At 50.8% G+C, this 18,913-nt stretch carries 19 protein-coding genes; 18 read left to right on the top strand and 1 reads right to left on the bottom strand.

Features of this window, described 5'->3' with window-relative positions; all coding sequences use genetic code 11:
• Positions 1 to 7: 7 nt before the first annotated feature.
• The 3 genes from lpdA (at position 8) to HU175_RS05220 (ending at position 3,274) form a co-directional block, all read left to right on the top strand.
• Positions 8 to 1,423 (top strand): dihydrolipoyl dehydrogenase, encoded by a 1,416-nt coding sequence (gene lpdA, locus HU175_RS05210; RefSeq protein WP_176565579.1) that lies wholly within the window; start codon positions 8 to 10, stop codon positions 1,421 to 1,423.
• Positions 1,424 to 1,516: 93 nt separating this feature from the next.
• Positions 1,517 to 2,650, top strand: a complete 1,134-nt coding sequence (locus tag HU175_RS05215) for a lactonase family protein (protein WP_176565580.1) — start codon at positions 1,517 to 1,519, stop codon at positions 2,648 to 2,650.
• A 21-nt stretch (positions 2,651 to 2,671) separates the two neighbouring features.
• The gene (locus HU175_RS05220; RefSeq protein WP_176565581.1) at positions 2,672 to 3,274 is read left to right on the top strand and encodes a DUF1080 domain-containing protein; all 603 of its coding nucleotides are present in this window, start codon (positions 2,672 to 2,674) and stop codon (positions 3,272 to 3,274) included.
• 57 nt (positions 3,275 to 3,331) lie between these two features.
• Here the strand turns inward: HU175_RS05220 and HU175_RS05225 are convergent, their stop codons facing one another.
• A complete protein-coding gene (locus tag HU175_RS05225) occupies positions 3,332 to 4,432 on the bottom strand; it encodes an SMP-30/gluconolactonase/LRE family protein (RefSeq protein ID WP_176565582.1) in 1,101 nt (366 codons plus the stop codon).
• A 214-nt stretch (positions 4,433 to 4,646) separates the two neighbouring features.
• Between HU175_RS05225 and HU175_RS05230 the strand changes: the two genes are divergently transcribed.
• From HU175_RS05230 to murC, 15 genes are all read left to right on the top strand, one after another.
• Positions 4,647 to 6,131 (top strand): UDP-N-acetylmuramoyl-L-alanyl-D-glutamate--2,6-diaminopimelate ligase, encoded by a 1,485-nt coding sequence (locus HU175_RS05230; RefSeq protein WP_176565583.1) that lies wholly within the window; start codon positions 4,647 to 4,649, stop codon positions 6,129 to 6,131.
• 77 nt (positions 6,132 to 6,208) lie between these two features.
• Positions 6,209 to 7,417, top strand: a complete 1,209-nt coding sequence (mraY, locus tag HU175_RS05235; RefSeq protein ID WP_176565584.1) for a phospho-N-acetylmuramoyl-pentapeptide-transferase — start codon at positions 6,209 to 6,211, stop codon at positions 7,415 to 7,417.
• 127 nt (positions 7,418 to 7,544) lie between these two features.
• Entirely contained in the window at positions 7,545 to 7,988 is a 444-nt protein-coding gene (gene rplM / locus HU175_RS05240) for a 50S ribosomal protein L13 (RefSeq protein ID WP_176565585.1), read from the top strand.
• Positions 7,989 to 7,999: 11 nt separating this feature from the next.
• On the top strand, positions 8,000 to 8,386 hold the full coding sequence (gene rpsI / locus HU175_RS05245; protein ID WP_176565586.1) for a 30S ribosomal protein S9: 387 nt from the start codon (positions 8,000 to 8,002) through the stop codon (positions 8,384 to 8,386).
• A gap of 149 nt (positions 8,387 to 8,535) precedes the next feature.
• A complete protein-coding gene (gene rpsB / locus HU175_RS05250; protein ID WP_176565587.1) occupies positions 8,536 to 9,381 on the top strand; it encodes a 30S ribosomal protein S2 in 846 nt (281 codons plus the stop codon).
• A gap of 179 nt (positions 9,382 to 9,560) precedes the next feature.
• Positions 9,561 to 10,394: a translation elongation factor Ts gene (tsf, locus tag HU175_RS05255; RefSeq protein WP_176565588.1), complete on the top strand. Its 834-nt coding sequence runs from the start codon at positions 9,561 to 9,563 to the stop codon at positions 10,392 to 10,394.
• A 142-nt stretch (positions 10,395 to 10,536) separates the two neighbouring features.
• The gene (locus HU175_RS05260) at positions 10,537 to 11,139 is read left to right on the top strand and encodes an RNA polymerase sigma factor (protein WP_176565589.1); all 603 of its coding nucleotides are present in this window, start codon (positions 10,537 to 10,539) and stop codon (positions 11,137 to 11,139) included.
• A 6-nt stretch (positions 11,140 to 11,145) separates the two neighbouring features.
• Positions 11,146 to 11,337: a hypothetical protein gene (locus tag HU175_RS05265; RefSeq protein ID WP_176565590.1), complete on the top strand. Its 192-nt coding sequence runs from the start codon at positions 11,146 to 11,148 to the stop codon at positions 11,335 to 11,337.
• 5 nt (positions 11,338 to 11,342) lie between these two features.
• Positions 11,343 to 12,167, top strand: a complete 825-nt coding sequence (locus HU175_RS05270) for a mechanosensitive ion channel family protein (RefSeq protein WP_176565591.1) — start codon at positions 11,343 to 11,345, stop codon at positions 12,165 to 12,167.
• A 136-nt stretch (positions 12,168 to 12,303) separates the two neighbouring features.
• On the top strand, positions 12,304 to 13,281 hold the full coding sequence (locus HU175_RS05275; RefSeq protein WP_176565592.1) for a DUF3078 domain-containing protein: 978 nt from the start codon (positions 12,304 to 12,306) through the stop codon (positions 13,279 to 13,281).
• An 81-nt stretch (positions 13,282 to 13,362) separates the two neighbouring features.
• Positions 13,363 to 13,692 carry a large-conductance mechanosensitive channel protein MscL gene (gene mscL / locus HU175_RS05280; protein ID WP_176565593.1) on the top strand — a complete coding sequence of 110 codons (330 nt, stop codon included), beginning with the start codon at positions 13,363 to 13,365 and terminating at the stop codon, positions 13,690 to 13,692.
• Between the two features lie 89 nt (positions 13,693 to 13,781).
• Complete coding sequence (murD, locus tag HU175_RS05285) at positions 13,782 to 15,134, top strand: UDP-N-acetylmuramoyl-L-alanine--D-glutamate ligase (protein WP_176565594.1); 1,353 nt, start codon at positions 13,782 to 13,784, stop codon at positions 15,132 to 15,134.
• A 51-nt stretch (positions 15,135 to 15,185) separates the two neighbouring features.
• The gene (locus HU175_RS05290) at positions 15,186 to 16,319 is read left to right on the top strand and encodes an FtsW/RodA/SpoVE family cell cycle protein (RefSeq protein WP_176565595.1); all 1,134 of its coding nucleotides are present in this window, start codon (positions 15,186 to 15,188) and stop codon (positions 16,317 to 16,319) included.
• Between the two features lie 40 nt (positions 16,320 to 16,359).
• Positions 16,360 to 17,451: an undecaprenyldiphospho-muramoylpentapeptide beta-N-acetylglucosaminyltransferase gene (gene murG / locus HU175_RS05295; protein ID WP_176565596.1), complete on the top strand. Its 1,092-nt coding sequence runs from the start codon at positions 16,360 to 16,362 to the stop codon at positions 17,449 to 17,451.
• Between the two features lie 60 nt (positions 17,452 to 17,511).
• Entirely contained in the window at positions 17,512 to 18,900 is a 1,389-nt protein-coding gene (gene murC, locus HU175_RS05300; RefSeq protein ID WP_176565597.1) for a UDP-N-acetylmuramate--L-alanine ligase, read from the top strand.
• Positions 18,901 to 18,913 lie beyond the last annotated feature (13 nt).

Here is an 18,913-nt window from a genome sequence, read left to right on the forward strand (position 1 = left end):
TATCCTTATGGAATACGACGTAATTATCATTGGCTCAGGACCAGGCGGCTATACCGGAGCGGTACGTTGCGCCCAGCTTGGCCTGAAAACCGCTATTATTGAGAAATACCCTGCCCTCGGTGGAACGTGCCTGAACGTGGGCTGTATCCCGTCGAAGGCGTTGCTGGATTCGTCGGAGCATTATTACAACGCAGCCCATTCGTTTGCTGATCACGGCATTAGTCTAAATGATCTGCAGGTTGATTTAGGCAAAATGATTGCCCGTAAACAGAACGTTGTTGATCAGACGACGAAAGGAATTGCGTTCCTGATGAAGAAGAATAAAATCGACGAACTACATGGCCTAGGCTCGTTCGTTGATCCCCATACAATTAAAATTACCAAAGAAGACGGCTCGGAACAGGTTATCAAAGGTAAAAATATCGTGATCGCCACGGGTTCGAAACCCTTGTCGTTCCCGTCAATGCCGATCGATAAAAAACGCATCATTACGTCGACCGAAGCGCTGGCTTTAAATGAAGTTCCCAAACACCTGATCATTATTGGTGCGGGCGTGATCGGGGCTGAACTGGGTTCGGTATATGCTCGTCTGGGTGGTAAAGTGTCGTTTGTGGAGTTTGCTGATTCAATGATTCCAACGATGGATAAGACGATGGGCAAAGAACTCCAGAAAGCGGTTAAAAAGCTGGGAGCCGACTTCTATTTTAACCACAAGGTGACTAAAGTTGAAAACAAAGGGGAAGAAGTCGAGGTAAGCGTTGATACGCCCGACGGCCGTGGCGACGGACCGAAACAGATTACCCTAACGGGGGATTACTGCCTGGTATCGGTTGGTCGTCGTCCTTATACGGATGGTCTGAATCTGGAAGCTGCCGGATTGAAAACCGACAGCCGGGGTAAGCTTGAGGTAGACGATAATCTGCGCACCAGCGTACCGCACATTTACGCTCTGGGCGACGTTATTCGGGGAGCGATGCTGGCCCACAAAGCCGAAGAAGAAGGTACGTTTATTGCCGAAACCATTGTTGGTCAGAAACCACATATTCACTACCGCCTGATTCCGAACGTGGTTTACACCTGGCCTGAAGTATCAGCCGTTGGTTACACGGAAGAAGAGGTGAAACAACAGGGTATTCCTTATAAATCCGGCTCGTTCCCGTTTAAAGCGCTGGGTCGGGCGCGGGCAAGTATGGACATCGACGGACTGGTAAAAGTGCTAGCGCACAAGGAAACTGACGAAATCCTGGGTGTTCATATCATCGGTCCACGGGCGGCTGACATGATTGCCGAGGCCGTTGTTGCGATGGAATTCCGGGCTTCAGCCGAGGACGTATCGCGGATGTCGCATGCCCACCCAACCTATACGGAAGCGTTCAAAGAAGCCTGCCTGGCGGCTACCGACAACCGGGCCATTAACATGTAATTGCTCCGCGCTTACTATGATAAGTAACAATCAAAACCCGACTACCTTTACCGGAGTCGGGTTTGATTGTCTATAACCCTTGCTAACTCTATTATGAAACGACTGCTGGTGCTCAGCTTACTGGGCGTGATGAACTATTTGAGCGCATTGGCGCAGAAAGAAATTATCTACGTGGGCACCTACTCGGTTCGGGGCAGCGAAGGTATCTATGTGTATGAGTTCGACCGAAAGACGGGCAAGATGCAGCAGATACAGACTATAGGCAACTCAAAAAGTCCATCGTTTCTGGCGCTGCATCCTTCCGGCAATTACCTCTACTCGGTCAACGAAGGCAGCCAAAGCGGACCAAACAAAGCGGGCGCGGTTAGTGCGTATGCCATCGACGCTAAGACAGGTAAGCTGACGTTTCTCAATTCACAATCCTCGCTGGGCAGTGGACCGTGTCACGTCAGTATTGACAGGACCGGAAAAACGGTATTCGTTTCCAACTACGGTGGAGGAAGCCTGGCTGTACTGCCTGTGCTGGAAGACGGAAAACTGGCAGCAGCCAGTGATAGTGTGATCGACGTAGGCAACGGACCGGATAAGCAACGGCAGGAGAAACCGCACGTTCATTCCGCTATTCTGTCACCCAGCAACAAAACCGTTTACGTGTCAGACCTCGGTACGGACCAGGTCAATCAGCTACGTGTTAATGCGCTGACGGCTACCGTAGAATCGGCTAAGCCCCCTTTCGTGGCGGTAAAACCAGGATCGGGGCCGCGCCACCTTACGTTCCACCCCAACGGTCAGTTTGCCTATCTGGCAGAAGAATTGACTTCGTCAGTGGCTGTATTTCGCCGGAACACGGCTACAGATGAATTAAGCCTGGTGCAGGATGGGGTCAAGACGCTGTCTGATGATTTTAATGGAAAAAATACCAGCGCTGATATTCACGTTGACCCAATGGGTAAATTCCTGTATCAATCCAATCGGGGGGAGAACACGCTGGCTATTTTTGCTATTGACCAAAACGGAATGCTCACTAAAGTCGGCAGCGAGTCAACGATGGGAAAAGACCCCCGTAACTTCCTGATTGATCCTAAAGGCAATTACTTGTTTGCTGCTAATCAGAATTCTGATAATATTGTCCTGTTTCGTCGAGATGCCAAAACGGGTAAGTTGACGTATTCGGGACAGACCATTGCCGTTCCCTCGCCCGTTTGCGTGTTAATAAAAAACCGTTAAAACCACTAAAACAACCTCTGCATGAATCGATTACTGATTGCGGCCGCTGCGCTGATCCTATTTCTGACCGCTGCACAAACGAAAAAAGTTAAGACAACGCTGTTTAACGGCAAGAACCTGTCTGGCTGGAAGGTATATGGTACCGAAAAATGGTACGTTGACAAAGGCGAACTCGTTTGTGAGAGTGGTCCTGATAAACAATACGGTTACCTAGCAACGGAACAGCCCTACAAAAACTTCGATCTGTCGCTGCAGTTCAAGCAGGAAGCCAACGGGAATAGCGGTGTGTTTTTTCGCTCCAGCATCGAAGGTACGAAGATAAGCGGCTGGCAGGTTGAGGTTGCCCCGCCCAACCATGATACGGGCGGTATCTACGAATCATATGGTCGGGGATGGTTGGAAAAAATTCCGGATGAAAAAGAATCGATCTTAAAACCCGGTGAATGGAATACCATGCGCATTCGGGTAGAGGGCGACCACGTGCAGACGTTTCTTAACGGTAAGCCAATGGTGGATATGCACGACGAAAAGATTGGACAGGCCGACGGCTCGATTGCCTTACAGATTCACGACGGCGGTGGTATCAAAGTCCGCTGGCGGAAACTAGTCGTGCAGCAATTGTAGTACTATCGGCAAAAAGCCCGGCTCTGGTAGAGCCGGGCTTTTTTGTTGGCGTGCCGTTCAGCGCGGCAGATCAATGTAGGACATGGTATGCACCTTATCCGCTTTTGTATTGACGAAATGCTTTTCCGGGTTGTCGTAATTTGAAATGTAAAGTCGATTTCCCTTCAGGAGTACTTCGGCAGGCTGGTCCAATCGGCCATCGGCACCGTCGGTATCACCGTTCTGAGCAAGCGTACTAACCTTGCCATCAGACGTTACGGTTAGGATAGCGTTCGTGCGGGAATTACAGATATACAGCTTGTCCGTTTTCCGGTCAACGATCAGGCCGTCTACACAGGAGATCGGCTGGCTTAGTTTCATTTTTTCGTTGGACGCCAGACTGCCATCGGGTTTGAGGGTTAGCTTATACAGCGTACCATCGCCAAAAGAGCCGGTATAAAAATTTCCTTTGCTGTCGTAGTCCAGACCATCGGCGCCATTATCAACGCCCGTTTCATTAACCTGTGTTGTAAAAGTAGCCAGGATATGCGGGTCCATCGTTTTGGGTTTTAACTGGATTAGCCCTTTGTTCATCTCATTAAGCGTGAAATGAAAAACGGCACTGCCCTTATCGTTATCCGGCATGTCCCACTGGCTGTCGGTCACATAAATTGTATTACCCTTCCAAACGACCGCATTACCCAGCGCCAGATTAACAACTACTGGCTCAATACGGACTGGTTTCCCGTCCTGCATGGTAATCCGCATCAGTCTTGACTTATAATCTTTGTCGTTTTCATACTGATTTTCGGCGTAATACAAGTTGCCATCGGGACCGAATGCCATATCCATTGGGCAGGCATGCTTCGTCTGAGGCTGGGCAGGAAGACTGGTAAAAAACTGGAGTGAGTCGCCCGCAAATTTCAGAAGTACACCAGGGTAATCATTATTTGCCAGGTTAGGAACGGATAGATAAACGGAACCATCCGGAGCAAGTGCTAATCCATCAGGGGTATTGTATTTATCAGGCAGCGTATAAAGCAGGGTCGGACTACCAATTGTCGGTACGGCGGCCGATGCGCTGTCAGCACTAGCCGTGTTCTCTTGTTGTTTTGCCTGCTGGCAACTTACGAGCAGACTAAACAAAGCCGCTGTATAAAAAAGAATTTGCCTCTTCATCGTGTTGAAAATAAGGACGATTCGTGTAACCTGCTGCTGAGGGAAAATGTTAAAATGAGATTTCTCCAGTACGACAAATGACAGCAGCAGCCAAGCGGCAGGGCGTTCGTTTCCGGTTGGTAGCGAAGGCCAGGAACTAACATTAAAATTAGGTTGAACCGCGACCAACCTGTTTTTTTGCAGCAACAAGTAGGGGATACCTCTGTCTGGACTAATGCAACTAAAAGACCTTTTCTATAAAATTCCGTTGCTGGCCACCTCGGGCGATATGGCTACCGACGTAACGAACCTGACAATGGACTCCCGCAAGGTGGGATCGGGCAGTTTGTTTATTGCGGTACGCGGTACCGTGTCAGACGGCCATTCCTTCATCGATACCGCCATTCAGCAGGGGGCGTCGGCGATTCTATGCGAAGAGATGCCCCCTGCGACAGAAAACGGTGTGGCTTATATCCGGGTGCAGGACTCGGCGCGGACAATGGGCCTGATTGCCGCCAACTTCTATGATCAGCCTTCAAAGAAAATCAAACTGGTGGGCGTAACAGGAACAAATGGCAAGACATCGGTTGCTACGTTGTTGTTTCGCTTGTTTCGGGCGCTTGGTTACCGTTGCGGCCTGCTATCGACGGTGCAAAATCAGATTGAGGATACGGTCATTCCGGCGACGCACACAACCCCCGACGCGATTACAACCAACCAACTGCTGACACAGATGCTGGAATATGGTTGCTCGCATGTGTTCATGGAAGTGAGTTCACATTCGGTTGTGCAGGAACGTATTACAGGACTAACCTTTGCCGGGGGAATTTTTACGAACATTACGCACGACCACCTTGATTTCCACGGTACGTTCGACAACTACATCCGGGCCAAAAAAGGCTTCTTCGATCAGTTGCCCGCTTCGGCTTTTGCGCTGACCAATGTAGACGATAAACGGGGACTGGTTATGCTGCAGAATACAGCCGCCCGCAAAGAAACATATTCCCTGCAAACGCTGGCTACGTTCAAGGGCAAAGTTCTGGCCGACAGTTTGTTCGGGCTGAATATGCTGGTCGACGATCAGGAGGTATGGTTTAAGCTCATTGGTCGCTTCAATGCCTACAATCTACTCGCCGTTTACGGAACGGCCACGCTGCTGGGCGAAGACGCAGCAGAGGTACTGACGACGTTATCGGGGATTACTCCTCCGCCCGGCCGGTTTGAACAGGTCGTTTCCGATAATAAAATCGTTGGCATTGTCGACTACGCGCACACCCCTGATGCCTTGCAAAACGTACTCGAAACCATTAGCGAACTGCGGCAAACCGATGAACAGGAGCACCAGCCCCGAATCATTACGGTAGTCGGTTGTGGCGGTAACCGCGACGCGGCAAAACGTCCGATTATGGCAGAGATTGCCTGCCGGTATAGCGATCAGATCATTCTCACGTCTGATAATCCCCGGCGCGAAGATCCGATGGCTATTCTGGAGCAGATGCTGGCCGGTGTGCCGCCGGTTGATTTTAAGAAGACCATGACCATCGAAGACCGGCACGAAGCCATTCAGAAAGCCGTTTCGCTGGCCCGGCCGCACGACATTATCCTGGTAGCGGGCAAAGGGCACGAGACGTATCAGGAAATCAACGGCGTTAAATACGATTTCGACGATCGCGCCGTCCTGCGGGACGCATTTTTAAAGAACGAAAGAGCGAAAGACTAAAAGAGCGAATACTTTTGCAAAAGTACCACCAGTCCGTAATCGCTCTTTCGCTCGCTCACTCTTTCGCTCTTTAAAAAATGCTCTATTACCTTTTTCAATTTCTGGACGAACGCTACGACTTTCCGGGGGCCGGGGTTTTCCAATACATCTCGTTCCGTGCGCTTGGAGCCGTTATCTGCTCGTTGCTGATTGCGGCTATTTTTGGCCGGCGGATCATCGATACGCTACGCAACCTGCAGATCGGCGAGTCTATCCGTGATCTGGGCCTAGAAGGTCAGTTGCAGAAACGGGGTACACCAACCATGGGTGGCTTCATCATCCTGGCGTCGCTGCTGATACCAGCTCTGTTATTTGCCAAGCTGTCTAACGTTTATGTGATTCTAGCCTTGGTGTCGACCGTTTGGACGGGGCTGATTGGTTTCCTGGATGACTATATCAAAGTATTTAAAAAGAATAAAGAGGGATTAGAAGGCCGCTTCAAAGTTGTAGGCCAGATTGGGCTGGGGCTGATTGTGGGTCTTACGCTCTACTTCAATGATTACGTTAAAATCCGGGTCTATGCTCCCCGGCTGTTGAATACTTCGAACGTACCAGATGTCTACACCGACATCAAGTCGACGCTCACGACGGTGCCCTTTGTAAAGAATAATGAGTTTGATTACAGCGATCTGCTTTTTGGCTTGCTCCCCGATAGTTACACGTGGATTATCTACGTTATCGTCTGCATTTTCATCATTACGGCCGTATCGAACGGAGCCAACATTACCGATGGAATTGATGGCCTTGCTGCAGGAACATCGACAATCATTGCGCTGACGGTGGGGGTACTGGCTTATCTGTCAGGGAACAAAGTGTTTTCGCAGTATCTCAACATCATGTACATTCCCAATGCAGGGGAGTTGGTGATTTTTTGTGCTGCCTTTGTCGGAGCCTGTGTAGGATTCCTTTGGTACAATTCCTATCCTGCTCAGGTGTTTATGGGCGATACGGGTAGCTTAATGTTGGGGGGCGTTATTGCCGTACTGGCACTGGCCATTCGGAAAGAACTCCTGATTCCGTCGATGTGTGGTATTTTCCTGGTCGAGAATTTATCCGTCATTCTCCAGGTCAGCTACTTTAAGTACACAAAACAGAAGTACGGCGAGGGCCGTCGAATTTTCCTGATGTCGCCCCTGCACCACCATTTCCAGAAAAAAGGCTACCACGAAGCGAAGATCGTTACCCGCTTCTGGATCGTAGGAATCATGCTGGCGGTTCTAACCCTCGTTACGTTGAAACTGCGGTAGGGACGAAATATCAGGCATTCCTTTGTTTTTCAGCCACATAACGTCTATATTTGCACTCCCGTTTGAAAGACGGGTACGCCTTGGCGTAAGTAAAGCAGTAGAAATCAATTAATTAGTCTCCATAACAGTGAATACGCTCAGTTACAAAACCATCTCTGCCAACAAAGAAACGGCGCAGAAGGAATGGGTTGTGGTTGACGCTCAGGGCGAAGTGCTTGGTCGGCTGGCCAGCCAGATCGCAAGCCTGATCCGCGGCAAACACAAAACCAACTTCACGCCCCACGTTGATTGCGGGGACAACGTAATTGTCATCAATGCCGACAAGGTTCGCCTGACGGGCTCGAAGATGACTGACAAGATTTACGTCCGCCACACGGGTTATCCCGGCGGTCAACGGTTCGCTACGCCCCGGTTGTTGCTGGAAAAGCATCCCGAGCGCGTAATCGAACACGCCGTGAAAGGCATGCTGCCTAAAAATCGGCTGGGTCGCAAATTGTTTACCAACCTGCACGTGTACACCGGCGACAGCCATCCGCACGACGCGCAGCAACCTAAAGTCGTTAAATTTTAAGGCACAGACGAATGGATCGTATTAACACCATTGGCCGCCGTAAAACTGCTATCTCCCGCATCTATATGTCGGCGGGCAGCGGGGCCATCTCGGTAAACGGAAAAGACTACAAAGAGTATTTCCCAACCGAGGTTCTGCAAATTATCTTGAATCAACCGTTCGCAACCGTTAACGGTGTGGGTGGATACGACGTAAAAGTCAACGTTCGTGGTGGTGGTGTAGCCGGTCAGGCTGAAGCTACCCGGATGGCCATCGCCCGGGCTCTTGTTGAAATGAACGCAGAAAACCGGTCGGCCCTCAAGAAAGAAGGCTTCCTGACCCGGGATTCGCGTATGGTTGAACGGAAAAAACCAGGTCGGAAAAAAGCCCGTCGCCGGTTCCAGTTCTCGAAACGCTAATTGGTACAGGGCTGTGCGCGTTGGACTGGGGGTTATTTACCCTTCGCCCTATGCCCCAACCCCGTTGCCTTATTTGTCCAGACTGCCCTTAGATGATGCCGACGGGTGGTGCTGCGTATCAATAAACACATTCATTTTTCATTACGAAAATGGCACAAATCGAATATAAAGACCTATTAGACGCCGGGGTGCATTTTGGCCACCTTACGCGCAAATGGGATCCGCGGATGGCTCCATACATTTTCATGGAGAAGAACGGTATCCATATTATTGACCTGAACAAAACACTGGCTTCTCTTGATGAAGCGTCGAACGCGCTGAAAGGCATCGTTCGGTCCGGCCGGAAAGTGCTGTTCGTGGCAACGAAGAAACAGGCTCAGGAAATTGTTTCGGAAGAAGCAAAACGCCTGAAAATGCCGTACGTAACCGATCGCTGGCAGGGCGGTATGTTGACGAACTTCGCTACCATTCGCAAGTCGCTGAAGAAAATGCAAACGCTTGATAAGATGCTGAAAGACGAGGAGACCGTCAAAAGTATCGCCAAGCGGGAGCGTTTGACCCGGACCCGTGATAAAGAGAAACTGGAGCGTGTACTGGGCGGTATTGCCGACCTGACCCGTCTGCCAGCAGCGCTGTTTATCGTTGACGTAAAACGCGAGCACATCGCCGTGGCTGAAGCTCACCGTCTGGGTATCCCCGTATTCGCCATGTGCGATACGAACTCGAACCCAGAAGAAGTTGACTTCGCTATCCCAGCTAACGATGACGCTTACAAATCAATCTCGCTGATTACCCTTGCTATCGGTAAGGCAATCGAAGAAGGTCTGATGGAGCGCAAGCAGGATAAAGACGATCAGCGCGTTCAGGAAGAAGAAGAAGCGAAGCGGAACGAAGACCTCGTTCAGGCTCGTGCTGAAGACGAAAGCAAACTGGATCCTAAGCCCGAAGCAACTGGTTCGCCAGCGGCCGTGGCTGAAGATGAGCAGGAAGCTTAATTCATACATAACGGTTCGCCGTTGCGGTTACGGAACTGTGAAGAACTCGAATCAATTGCAGGTACGTAACGTCAACGCAATAGCCCGTAGCCAGCCGCTATGGGCTATTGCATTTTTACATTGCAATTGACTGATTACCAGAAATATTCTGAAAAATTAATCAACAACCAACGATTATTATGGCAATTACTGCTGCTGACGTAAACAAACTTCGGCAAGAGACCGGAGCCGGTATGATGGACTGTAAAAAAGCCCTGACCGAAGCCAACGGCGATTTTGAAAAAGCAAAAGAAGTTCTGCGTAAGCAGGGCCAGAAAATAGCTGACAAACGGGCTGACAATGCAACTGCCGAAGGGATTGTGTTGGCGAACGTAAGCGAAGACGGTAAATCAGGCAAAGTGATTGCACTGGCCTGCGAAACCGAACCAGTATCGAAAGTTGCCGATTTCCAGAACCTGGCGAAAGCGGTTATGGATGCGGCTGTTAGCACGGATGCAACTGATAAAGCTACGTTGCTGGCTACGCCACAGGCAGACGGTCGGACACTGCAGGATCACATTACGGACCTGATGGGCAAAATCGGTGAAAAAATCGACGTTGCTTCGTTCGAAACCGTAACGGCCGACAAAGTTGTGTCGTACATCCACTCGAATGGTAAGCTTGGCGTACTGGTTGCGCTGGCAAACACCAACGGAACCGACGTAACGGAAGTTGGTAAAGATGTAGCGATGCAGATTGCGGCTATGAAACCAGTTGCTCTGGATAAAGATGGTGTTGACGCTACGATCGTTGAGCGTGAAATCGAAATCGGTAAAGAGCAGGCTCGTCAGGAAGGTAAACCAGAAGCGATGCTGGAAAAAATCGCGATGGGTAAGCTGAACAAGTTCTACAAAGAGAACACGCTGCTCAACCAGGAGTTCGTAAAAGACAGCTCGCTGACGATTGCGCAACTGCTGGACAAAACCAGTAAAGGACTGACCGTATCGGACTTCAAACGGGTTGCTATCGGTTAATAACAAACGTATTGATGAAAAGCCCGGCCCCAGCAATGCGGCCGGGCTTTTTTACGGCCAAACGTGAAGCTCCAGCGGTAAAGCCGCGCTTCTGCGTTACTTTTACTAATGAGGTCCGTCACAACGACCACCACCGTATAAAATGAAAAATCTATCGGACGAGGAGCTAGTCCGTTTATACATTGACACCCAGCGGAACGCTTATTTTGAGCGTTTATACGAGCGCTACTGCGACAAAGTGTACCGCAAATGTTTGTCGTTTACCAAAGATCCGGTTCGGGCCGAAGATTTTACGCACGACATTTTCCTGAAACTGATTGTCAAGCTGGGGGGCTTTCGCGAGCAGGCCAAGTTTTCGACCTGGCTGTATTCCATTACTTATAATTACTGCACCGATCAGGTACGATCTCCGCAGTCCCGTCGGGAGGTATACATGGAGGAAGGCTGGGATCGGTTTGAGGACGAATCGGACGATATGGCCGAAATTGCCGAGATGGAGGCAAAACGACTTCAGGTCGCCCTGAACCAATTATCGCCCGAGGAGCAGGCGCTGCTGCTGATGAAATATCAGGACGATATCAGCATTCGGGAAATCGCTACGTTGAACGGACTAACCGAAAGTGCCGTCAAGATGCGACTGAAACGACTGCGTGAAAAACTCCGGCGCTACTACCTGGAAGGGGCAATCTTCTGGTTGCTGCTTGCCATTAAAGCATCGTTTACGATTCGCTGGCCTTTCCGATAAATCATTATGGAAAATAACCCATTCAAAGAGATTGAACCGGAGGCAAGCTGTCCGCCAAATCTGAAAAACGAGCTTGTTGCCGAAATTGACTTGATTCGCAACGCATTACAGGTTGTGGAAATCTATACGTACGACATTTTTCCAGCCTTTACTACTTTCCTGAGCGGGTTAGTACCTGAGCGGGACAACCAACCGTAACTCACATGAATAACGTACCTAATCTTCAGGAAATTCTGATCAACATTGTGGTTGGCCTGATCAACCAACTGGTCAATTTCATCCCCCGGCTAATCAGTGCGATTGTTATTCTGGCACTGGGGCTGCTCGTTGCCAAGCTAGTGCGAACGGTTGTCAAGACCATACTGAGTAAGGTAGGTATTGATAAAATAGGTGAACAACTGAACGAGATTGATCTGGTAAAAAAGCTCAACACGGATATTAAGGTCAGTACTATACTAGCCCAGGTGCTTTACTTTTTTATCGTGCTGATCTTTGCTACAGCCGCGGCCGAAATGCTGGGCGTAGCGGCTCTGACCGATCTGGTACTGGGGGTTACGAACCTGATTCCCAAACTGATCGTTGCCGGCCTGATGCTGGTGGTTGGGCTGTTTATCTCCGAAGGCCTGAAAAAATTTATCATCAACCTGTGCGACTCGTTTAACATCAGCGCGGGCCGAATGCTTGGCACGATTGTCTTCTCATTTTTTCTGGTTATCACGTTGATCAACGCGTTGGGTCAGGCGGGAATCAATACCGAGCTGTTGGAGTCAAGTTTTAACCTGATCATTGGTGGGGTCATCTTTGCTTTTGCCATTGGCTACGGGATTGCCTCACGCGACGTGATGGCCAATATTATCTCTTCGTTCTATTCCAAGAATAAATACCGGGAGGGGCAGGTTATCCAGATCGATGATGTAAAAGGCGAAATTATCAAGATCGACGCTACGTCTGTAACGCTGCAGACGGGAGATACCATAACGGTATTTCCATTGCAAACGCTGCAGACAAAAAAAGTAGAGGTCTTCTAAAAAGACCTCTGTCGACGCTGTCTGATCGCGAAATTCTCAGTAGGAAACGACGGAGTAGCATTAAAAACGACAACGTATTGCGTAGCGTGAACTAATCGCCCGGTAATTTAGCCGGGCTTTTTTATTGATAGTACTTATGAAAGGAACGTTACATTTTCTGCTGGCCTGGCTCATCAGTTACGGGGCTCTTGCTCAGGATACGACTGTAGTAAAAAACTTCAAGGATACCCTGGTTGTCAAAATCAAATTCGATACAACCTACTGGCAGCGATCATTTAGTGGCGGCATTAACCTGAACCAGGCTTCGTTCACGAACTGGTCGGGGGGCGGAATTAATTCGATTGCGCTGGGGAGCACGGTCTCAGCCCGGGCGCTTTACATGAAAGGGCAGTGGTCCTGGGATAATACCGGCGATTTTCAACTGGGTTATATCACGCAGGAAGGCGTCCGCCGTAAATCATCCGATCAGATTTTAATAACATCAGCGGTGGGCCTGAAAGCGTCGCCCGTGCTGGACTATTTCTTTTCCAGCACGTTCTCCTCCTATTTTGCGCCCGGTTATCAATACACCAAACTCGCCCCGGAGCAAACCCAGCTCAAAATATCCAACTTTCTGAGCCCCGGTCAGCTCAGTCTGGCGTGGGGGCTAGCCTATAAGCCACAAACCTGGCTGTCGGTGCGGCTTAGTCCCTTTTCGCCCCGGTTTACGTTTCTGCTGGACAACGACGTCCGGTATCGAAATCAGGGCGATACGCTGTACATTCGGGACCCGACAGCTACGGTATATGGTGTGCGACCCGGCAGACGCGTCCGAACGGAGTGGCTGGCTCTTCAGCTGCAGGCGACACTGAACAAGAACGTAACGGATAATATCAGTGTCAATGCCAAGTACCTGATGTATGCCAACTATCAAACGCTGAACGCTATTGATCACCGCATTGACCTGACCGTAACCGCAAAAGTAACCCGCTATATCAGTACTACGTTCGGTATTATCGCTTTGCTCGACAAGGACTACAGCCCGTCATTACAACTTCAGCAAACCCTGGCTGTCGGGTTGCTGTACAATGTCAGCACGTTCCGCGAAAAGAAAAAGAAGGCGACGGCTAAGTGACGCTATTTTGGTTTTTGCTTCCTATATAATAGCTTAACCACCTGATAAACAAATCAAAGATTCACTTAACCTATTCTGTCTATGCTGAATGAATTCCGGGAATTTATTGCGAAAGGAAACGTACTGGATCTGGCCGTTGGCGTCATCATTGGCGCGGCCTTTGGTAAGATCACGACTTCACTGGTAGAGGACATCATCAACCCAATTCTGGGGCTGATTATTGGCGGTATCGACTTTAGTCAGTTGAAGTGGGTATTGAAAGAAGCCGTCGGCACAACGCCGGAAGTCGCCATTCGTTACGGTAATTTCGTTAATACGGTGCTCCAGTTCCTGATCATTGCCTGGGTGGTGTTTCTGATTGTCAAGCTGGCAAACCGTCTTCGCGTTTCTAACTCAATAGCCAAGGAGTAAACGAAACCGAGAAAGTTCAAGGAAAAGCCCCGGCTCGTAACCGGGGCTTCTTTATTTATGCGTTATTTTGTTGTTCGTATTGGTTGATTATGGCAGGAGTGAAATTAGCAATTTTAGGGGGGGGCGAAAGTGGCGTTGGCGCGGCATTACTGGCGCAAGCTAACGGATTTGACGTTTTTTTGTCGGATCGGAGTCCGCTGAACGAGAAATATCGGGCACGACTGATCGAAGCGGGTATCCCGTTTGAAGAAGGCCAGCATACCGAATCCCGGATTCTGGATGCGGTCGAAGTTGTCAAAAGTCCTGGTATTCCCTCCACTGCTCCGCTGGTTCAGCAACTGCGTGCGCAGGGAACGCCCGTCATCTCCGAAATTGAATTTGCGGCTCGCTACACCGACGCCAAACTCATTGCGATTACGGGCAGCAATGGGAAGACAACCACAACCCTGCTGACGTATCATCTGCTCAAATCGGCGGGCTTGACTGTTGGGCTGGGAGGTAACGTGGGGGACAGCTTTGCGGGGCAGGTGCTTACCACAAAAGCTGACTATTACGTTCTGGAACTAAGCAGTTTTCAGCTGGACGATATGTACGATACTCACCTGGATATGATGGTGCTGTTGAATATTACGCCCGATCACCTGGACCGGTACGGCTATAATTTTCAGAATTACGTCGAGTCCAAATTCCGGATCATACAAAACGCCCGGCCCGACGATACGTTTATCTACTTTCAGGAAAGCGCCCCGGTCCTAACCGAACTGGCCAAACGCCAGCCTGTTGTGCGGCAGCTGCCTATTTCGCTGGAAACAAACGTTGCAAAAGGAGGCTACCTGGCCGATGGCCAATTGGTAGCAACGGCCAATGGTCAGCAACTGACGTTACCACAAACCGAAACGACGTTACGTGGTCCGCATAATGCGATCAACTCACTGGCGGCTATTCTCGTCGCGCAGTCGCTGGGTATTTCGAACGAGGCTATTGTAGCGGGATTGAAAACCTTCACCAATGCGGCTCATCGGCTCGAACCGGCGGGAACGGTCGACGGGGTGCAGTACATCAACGACTCCAAAGCGACGAACGTCGATTCAGTTTTCTACGCGCTCTCCAGCATGGAAGCACCTACGGTCTGGATTGCGGGTGGTCAGGACAAAGGCAACGATTATCAGCAGTTGGACGAAATGGTGCAGCAGCACGTCAAAGCGCTGGTGTGCCTGGGAATTGACAACCAGAAACTGCTGACGTATTTCGCCGGTAAGATTCCAGAGATTCGCGAAAGCCGGTCGATGGAGGACGCCATTGTCCAGGCCCGGTCGCTGAGCGCACCCGGTGACGTAGTGCTGCTGTCGCCCGCCTGTGCGAGCTTTGATCTGTTCAAAAACTACGAAGACCGGGGCAATCAATTCAAAGCCATTGTTCAGTCGATGGTGACCGCAGGCTAGTCAATACAAACTCATCATCTATTCCGAACGCCCTAACAACTTCTACCTACTATGGCTCTCCGCGAGTGGCTCCGTACGCACCTGAAAGGTGATCGCCAAATCTGGTGGATCGTTCTCTACCTGTCTATCATGAGTATTCTGGTTGTGTACAGCGCAACCGGCACCAAGGCGTTCCGCGAACTGGACGGCAATACCGAGGCATTTCTGTTCAAACATGGTCTCCTGTTACTGGTTGGGGTAGCCTGCACCTATTTTGCCCACCGGTTTAACTATGTCGTATACGCCAAACTATCGAAATTTGGCCTTTGGCTGTCTATTCCGCTGCTGCTGTGGGCCTTCTTCAAAGGCACAAACCTGAACGACGCATCGCGCTGGGTAACCATTCCGATCATTGGACAGACTTTCCAGCCTTCCGATCTGGCCAAACTGGCTTTGATTTCCAATCTGGCGGCCATGCTGGCCAAACGGCAGAAGATCATGAACAACCCGGAGGTGCTGCTAAGTCTCATCGTGTGGATCGGCATTATCTGTTCGCTCATTATTCTGTCCAATACGTCAACTGCTCTGTTGCTGGCAGCCACCTGCTTTCTGCTGATGTATATAGGGCGGGTACCAACCAGATACCTGACCATCATGGTGGTCGTTTGTGTGGTTCTGGGAGGGCTGGGATTAATTCTGGGGCAACGGTTTGGCACGGCGACCAACCGGGTAAAAAGCTTTATGGATTCTGATACCATCGTGTACCAGGTCGAGCAGTCGTATATCGCGCTGGCTAATGGTGGGCTGATGGGGCAGGGGCCGGGTAATAGTCACCAGCGTAATACCCTGCCGAACCCCTTCTCCGATTTTATCTACGCCATTATTGTTGAAGAATATGGTTTATTGCTGGGTGGTATTCCGGTGCTGCTGGCCTATTTGTGGTTTCTCTGGCGAGGGATTCGAGCCATTCGCGTAACCAGTCGACCCTTTGGCGGGTTGCTATCAGTAGGATTAACATTCAGCATTGTTTTCCAGGCGTTTGCCAGCATGTGCGTGGCCATTGGGCTGGCTCCTGTAACCGGTCAGCCGATGCCGATGCTTAGCATGGGGGGAACCTCACTCATTTTTACCGGACTTTCGATCGGGATTGTCCTGAGCGTTAGCCGGGGTGAGGCCGATGAACGGGCCATTGCCGACAGTCGATAGGCCCGTTACATAAGAGGGCAGCAGTTATTCAGGAACACCTATGAACGTAATCATCAGCGGGGGCGGAACCGGCGGACATATTTACCCGGCTATTGCCATCGCGAACGAACTTAAAACATTGGACCCAACGACCGAGATTCTGTTTGTCGGTGCGGAAGGAAAGATGGAAATGGAAAAAGTGCCCCGGGCTGGCTACCAGATTCTGGGACTGCCGGTGGTAGGCATCAAGCGCGAACTGACGCTGGCGAATCTGGCTTTCCCGATTAAACTGGGTCGTAGTTTTCTGCGGGCGCAGCAGATCGTGCGCGATTTCAAACCAGACGTAGCGGTGGGCGTTGGCGGATACGCAAGTGGGCCGCTGCTGCTGGCAGCTTCGCTGAAAGGCGTACCGACGCTGATTCAGGAGCAGAACTCCTATGCCGGCATCACTAATAAAGCGCTGGCCCGCTGGGCCCGGCGTATTTGCGTAGCCTATCCAGGGATGGAAGCATTCTTCCCGGCCGAAAAAGTGAAAATGACCGGTAACCCGGTACGTAGTGATATTCAGTTTGCCGACCAGCAGGTTGAGGCCGGACGGCAGTTGTTCGGTCTGGAAGCGGGTCGCCCAACGCTGCTCGTTATTGGCGGTAGTCAGGGAGCCCGAACCCTGAACGAAAGCCTGGAAGCGGGTCTGACGCAATTCGTCGATGCGGGTGTGCAGGTGGTCTGGCAGACGGGAACGGCGTTTATCGAGCGGGCACGCGCGGCTGTTGCCACACTGGGCTCTCCGCTGATCAAAGCGTATGACTTTATCTACGACATGGACAAAGCCTATGCTGTGGCCGATGCTGTGGTGTCGCGGGCGGGGGCGCTGTCGGTATCGGAGTTATGTCTGGTCGGTCGCCCGGCCATTCTGGTCCCACTGCCCACGGCGGCTGAAGATCATCAAACCAAGAACGCTATGAGTCTGGTCGACCGGCAGGCAGCACTATTGGTTAACGACCGAACAGCCCGGCAGGAACTGGTTCCGGCGGCTCTGGCATTGCTGAACAACGAATTGGAGCGGCAGCAGTTAAGCCGACAGATCAAAACGCTGGCCCGACCCAATGCCGCGCGGGAAATTGCGGAAGAAGTACGAAAACTGGTGAAGTAAAGAGCCAACAGGATCGCGATGAACAGAATGAACGTGTTCATACGGATCGTCAACTGAGCTATGACATTAGATACAATCAAGAACGCTTACTTTCTGGGAATTGGCGGCATTGGCATGAGTGCCCTGGCGCGCTGGTTTCGCATTAACGGGTATGCCGTGGCTGGCTACGACAAAACACCGACGCAACTGACAGAGGCACTGGAAGCCGAAGGCATGACCATCCACTTTACCGAAGACGTTGAACAGATTCCGGCTTCGTTCCGGGAAAACCCGGCCGAAACGCTGGTGATCTATACGCCCGCCGTTCCCAAAACGCACGCCGAATACATTTACCTGACCGAAAACGGTTTTACGCTGCAAAAGCGGTCGCAGGTATTAGGTCTGATTGCCGGACAGATGAAAACAGTCGGGATTGCCGGTACGCATGGCAAAACTACAACCTCGTCGATGGTCGCCCACATCCTGCGGGATTCGGGCGTAAACTGCGCGGCTTTTCTGGGCGGTATTACGGCTAACTACGGTACGAACTTCCTGCTGAACGAGCCCGCCGAAGACCTGCGCTCGGTGGTTTGCGTCGTGGAAGCCGATGAGTTTGACCGGTCTTTCCTGACGCTGTTTCCGCATTTGGCTGTCGTTACGTCGACCGATGCCGACCACCTGGACATTTACGGAGCGCATGACGCCGTGCTGGAATCGTTTGGTAAATACGTCAGCCAGATCGAGTCAGATGGAGTACTGTTCATGAAACAGGGCCTGGCTCTAGCCGATAAAACAAAGGCGCAGGTTCGGCCTTATTCGCTCGAAAGTGGGAATTACTACAGCCAGAATCTGCACGTTGATGAGGCAACGTTCCGATTCGATCTGGTTTACCCCGGCGGGGTAATCAGCGACATCTGTCTAATGGTGCCCGGCTTCCATAACGTCGAAAATGCCATTGCCGCCGGAGCTGTCGCACTCGAACTGGGCGTAACGCCCGAAGCCATCAAGGTAGCGCTGGCCAGTTACCGGGGGGTAAAGCGCCGGTTTGATTACATTCTCAAAACCGAGGAGGCCGTTCTGATTGACGATTATGCGCACCATCCGGCCGAAGTAAACGCATTTTTATCATCGGTAAAGGCGTTGTATCCGGATCGTGACGTAGTAGCTATTTTTCAACCGCATTTGTTTACCCGAACGCGCGATTTTGCTGACGGTTTTGCCGAGAGTCTGTCGCTGGCCGACCACGTAATTCTGCTGGATATCTACCCGGCGCGTGAACAACCGATTGAAGGCGTGACGTCAGATTTGATTTTTGAGAAAATTCAGGCGAAGAAAAAGGAAAAAAGTACAAAAACTGAACTACCTTCATTGATTCGATCGCTCAGGCCGTCATTGCTGGTCACAATCGGCGCTGGAGACATTGATCAGTTGTTGCCGGTATTAAAATCAGAATTAGAGACCAATAGATAAAAATATTTGTTTG

The sequence above is a fragment of the Spirosoma sp. KUDC1026 genome, from assembly GCF_013375035.1.
Classification (GTDB): domain Bacteria; phylum Bacteroidota; class Bacteroidia; order Cytophagales; family Spirosomataceae; genus Spirosoma.

Excerpts from the sequence above, each read along its gene's own strand:
- HU175_RS05270 (WP_176565591.1), top strand. The coding sequence starts at position 11,343 with ATGAATAACGTACCTAATCTTCAGGAAATTCTGATCAACATTGTGGTT.
- HU175_RS05275 (WP_176565592.1), top strand. The coding sequence starts at position 12,304 with ATGAAAGGAACGTTACATTTTCTGCTGGCCTGGCTCATCAGTTACGGG.
- tsf (WP_176565588.1), top strand. The coding sequence starts at position 9,561 with ATGGCAATTACTGCTGCTGACGTAAACAAACTTCGGCAAGAGACCGGA.
- HU175_RS05260 (WP_176565589.1), top strand. The coding sequence starts at position 10,537 with ATGAAAAATCTATCGGACGAGGAGCTAGTCCGTTTATACATTGACACC.
- murC (WP_176565597.1), top strand. The coding sequence starts at position 17,512 with ATGACATTAGATACAATCAAGAACGCTTACTTTCTGGGAATTGGCGGC.
- rpsI (WP_176565586.1), top strand. The coding sequence starts at position 8,000 with ATGGATCGTATTAACACCATTGGCCGCCGTAAAACTGCTATCTCCCGC.
- HU175_RS05265 (WP_176565590.1), top strand. The coding sequence starts at position 11,146 with ATGGAAAATAACCCATTCAAAGAGATTGAACCGGAGGCAAGCTGTCCG.
- HU175_RS05225 (WP_176565582.1), bottom strand. The coding sequence starts at position 4,432 with ATGAAGAGGCAAATTCTTTTTTATACAGCGGCTTTGTTTAGTCTGCTC.
- HU175_RS05215 (WP_176565580.1), top strand. The coding sequence starts at position 1,517 with ATGAAACGACTGCTGGTGCTCAGCTTACTGGGCGTGATGAACTATTTG.
- lpdA (WP_176565579.1), top strand. The coding sequence starts at position 8 with ATGGAATACGACGTAATTATCATTGGCTCAGGACCAGGCGGCTATACC.
- mraY (WP_176565584.1), top strand. The coding sequence starts at position 6,209 with ATGCTCTATTACCTTTTTCAATTTCTGGACGAACGCTACGACTTTCCG.
- HU175_RS05230 (WP_176565583.1), top strand. The coding sequence starts at position 4,647 with ATGCAACTAAAAGACCTTTTCTATAAAATTCCGTTGCTGGCCACCTCG.
- HU175_RS05290 (WP_176565595.1), top strand. The coding sequence starts at position 15,186 with ATGGCTCTCCGCGAGTGGCTCCGTACGCACCTGAAAGGTGATCGCCAA.
- rpsB (WP_176565587.1), top strand. The coding sequence starts at position 8,536 with ATGGCACAAATCGAATATAAAGACCTATTAGACGCCGGGGTGCATTTT.
- murD (WP_176565594.1), top strand. The coding sequence starts at position 13,782 with ATGGCAGGAGTGAAATTAGCAATTTTAGGGGGGGGCGAAAGTGGCGTT.
- mscL (WP_176565593.1), top strand. The coding sequence starts at position 13,363 with ATGCTGAATGAATTCCGGGAATTTATTGCGAAAGGAAACGTACTGGAT.
- HU175_RS05220 (WP_176565581.1), top strand. The coding sequence starts at position 2,672 with ATGAATCGATTACTGATTGCGGCCGCTGCGCTGATCCTATTTCTGACC.
- murG (WP_176565596.1), top strand. The coding sequence starts at position 16,360 with ATGAACGTAATCATCAGCGGGGGCGGAACCGGCGGACATATTTACCCG.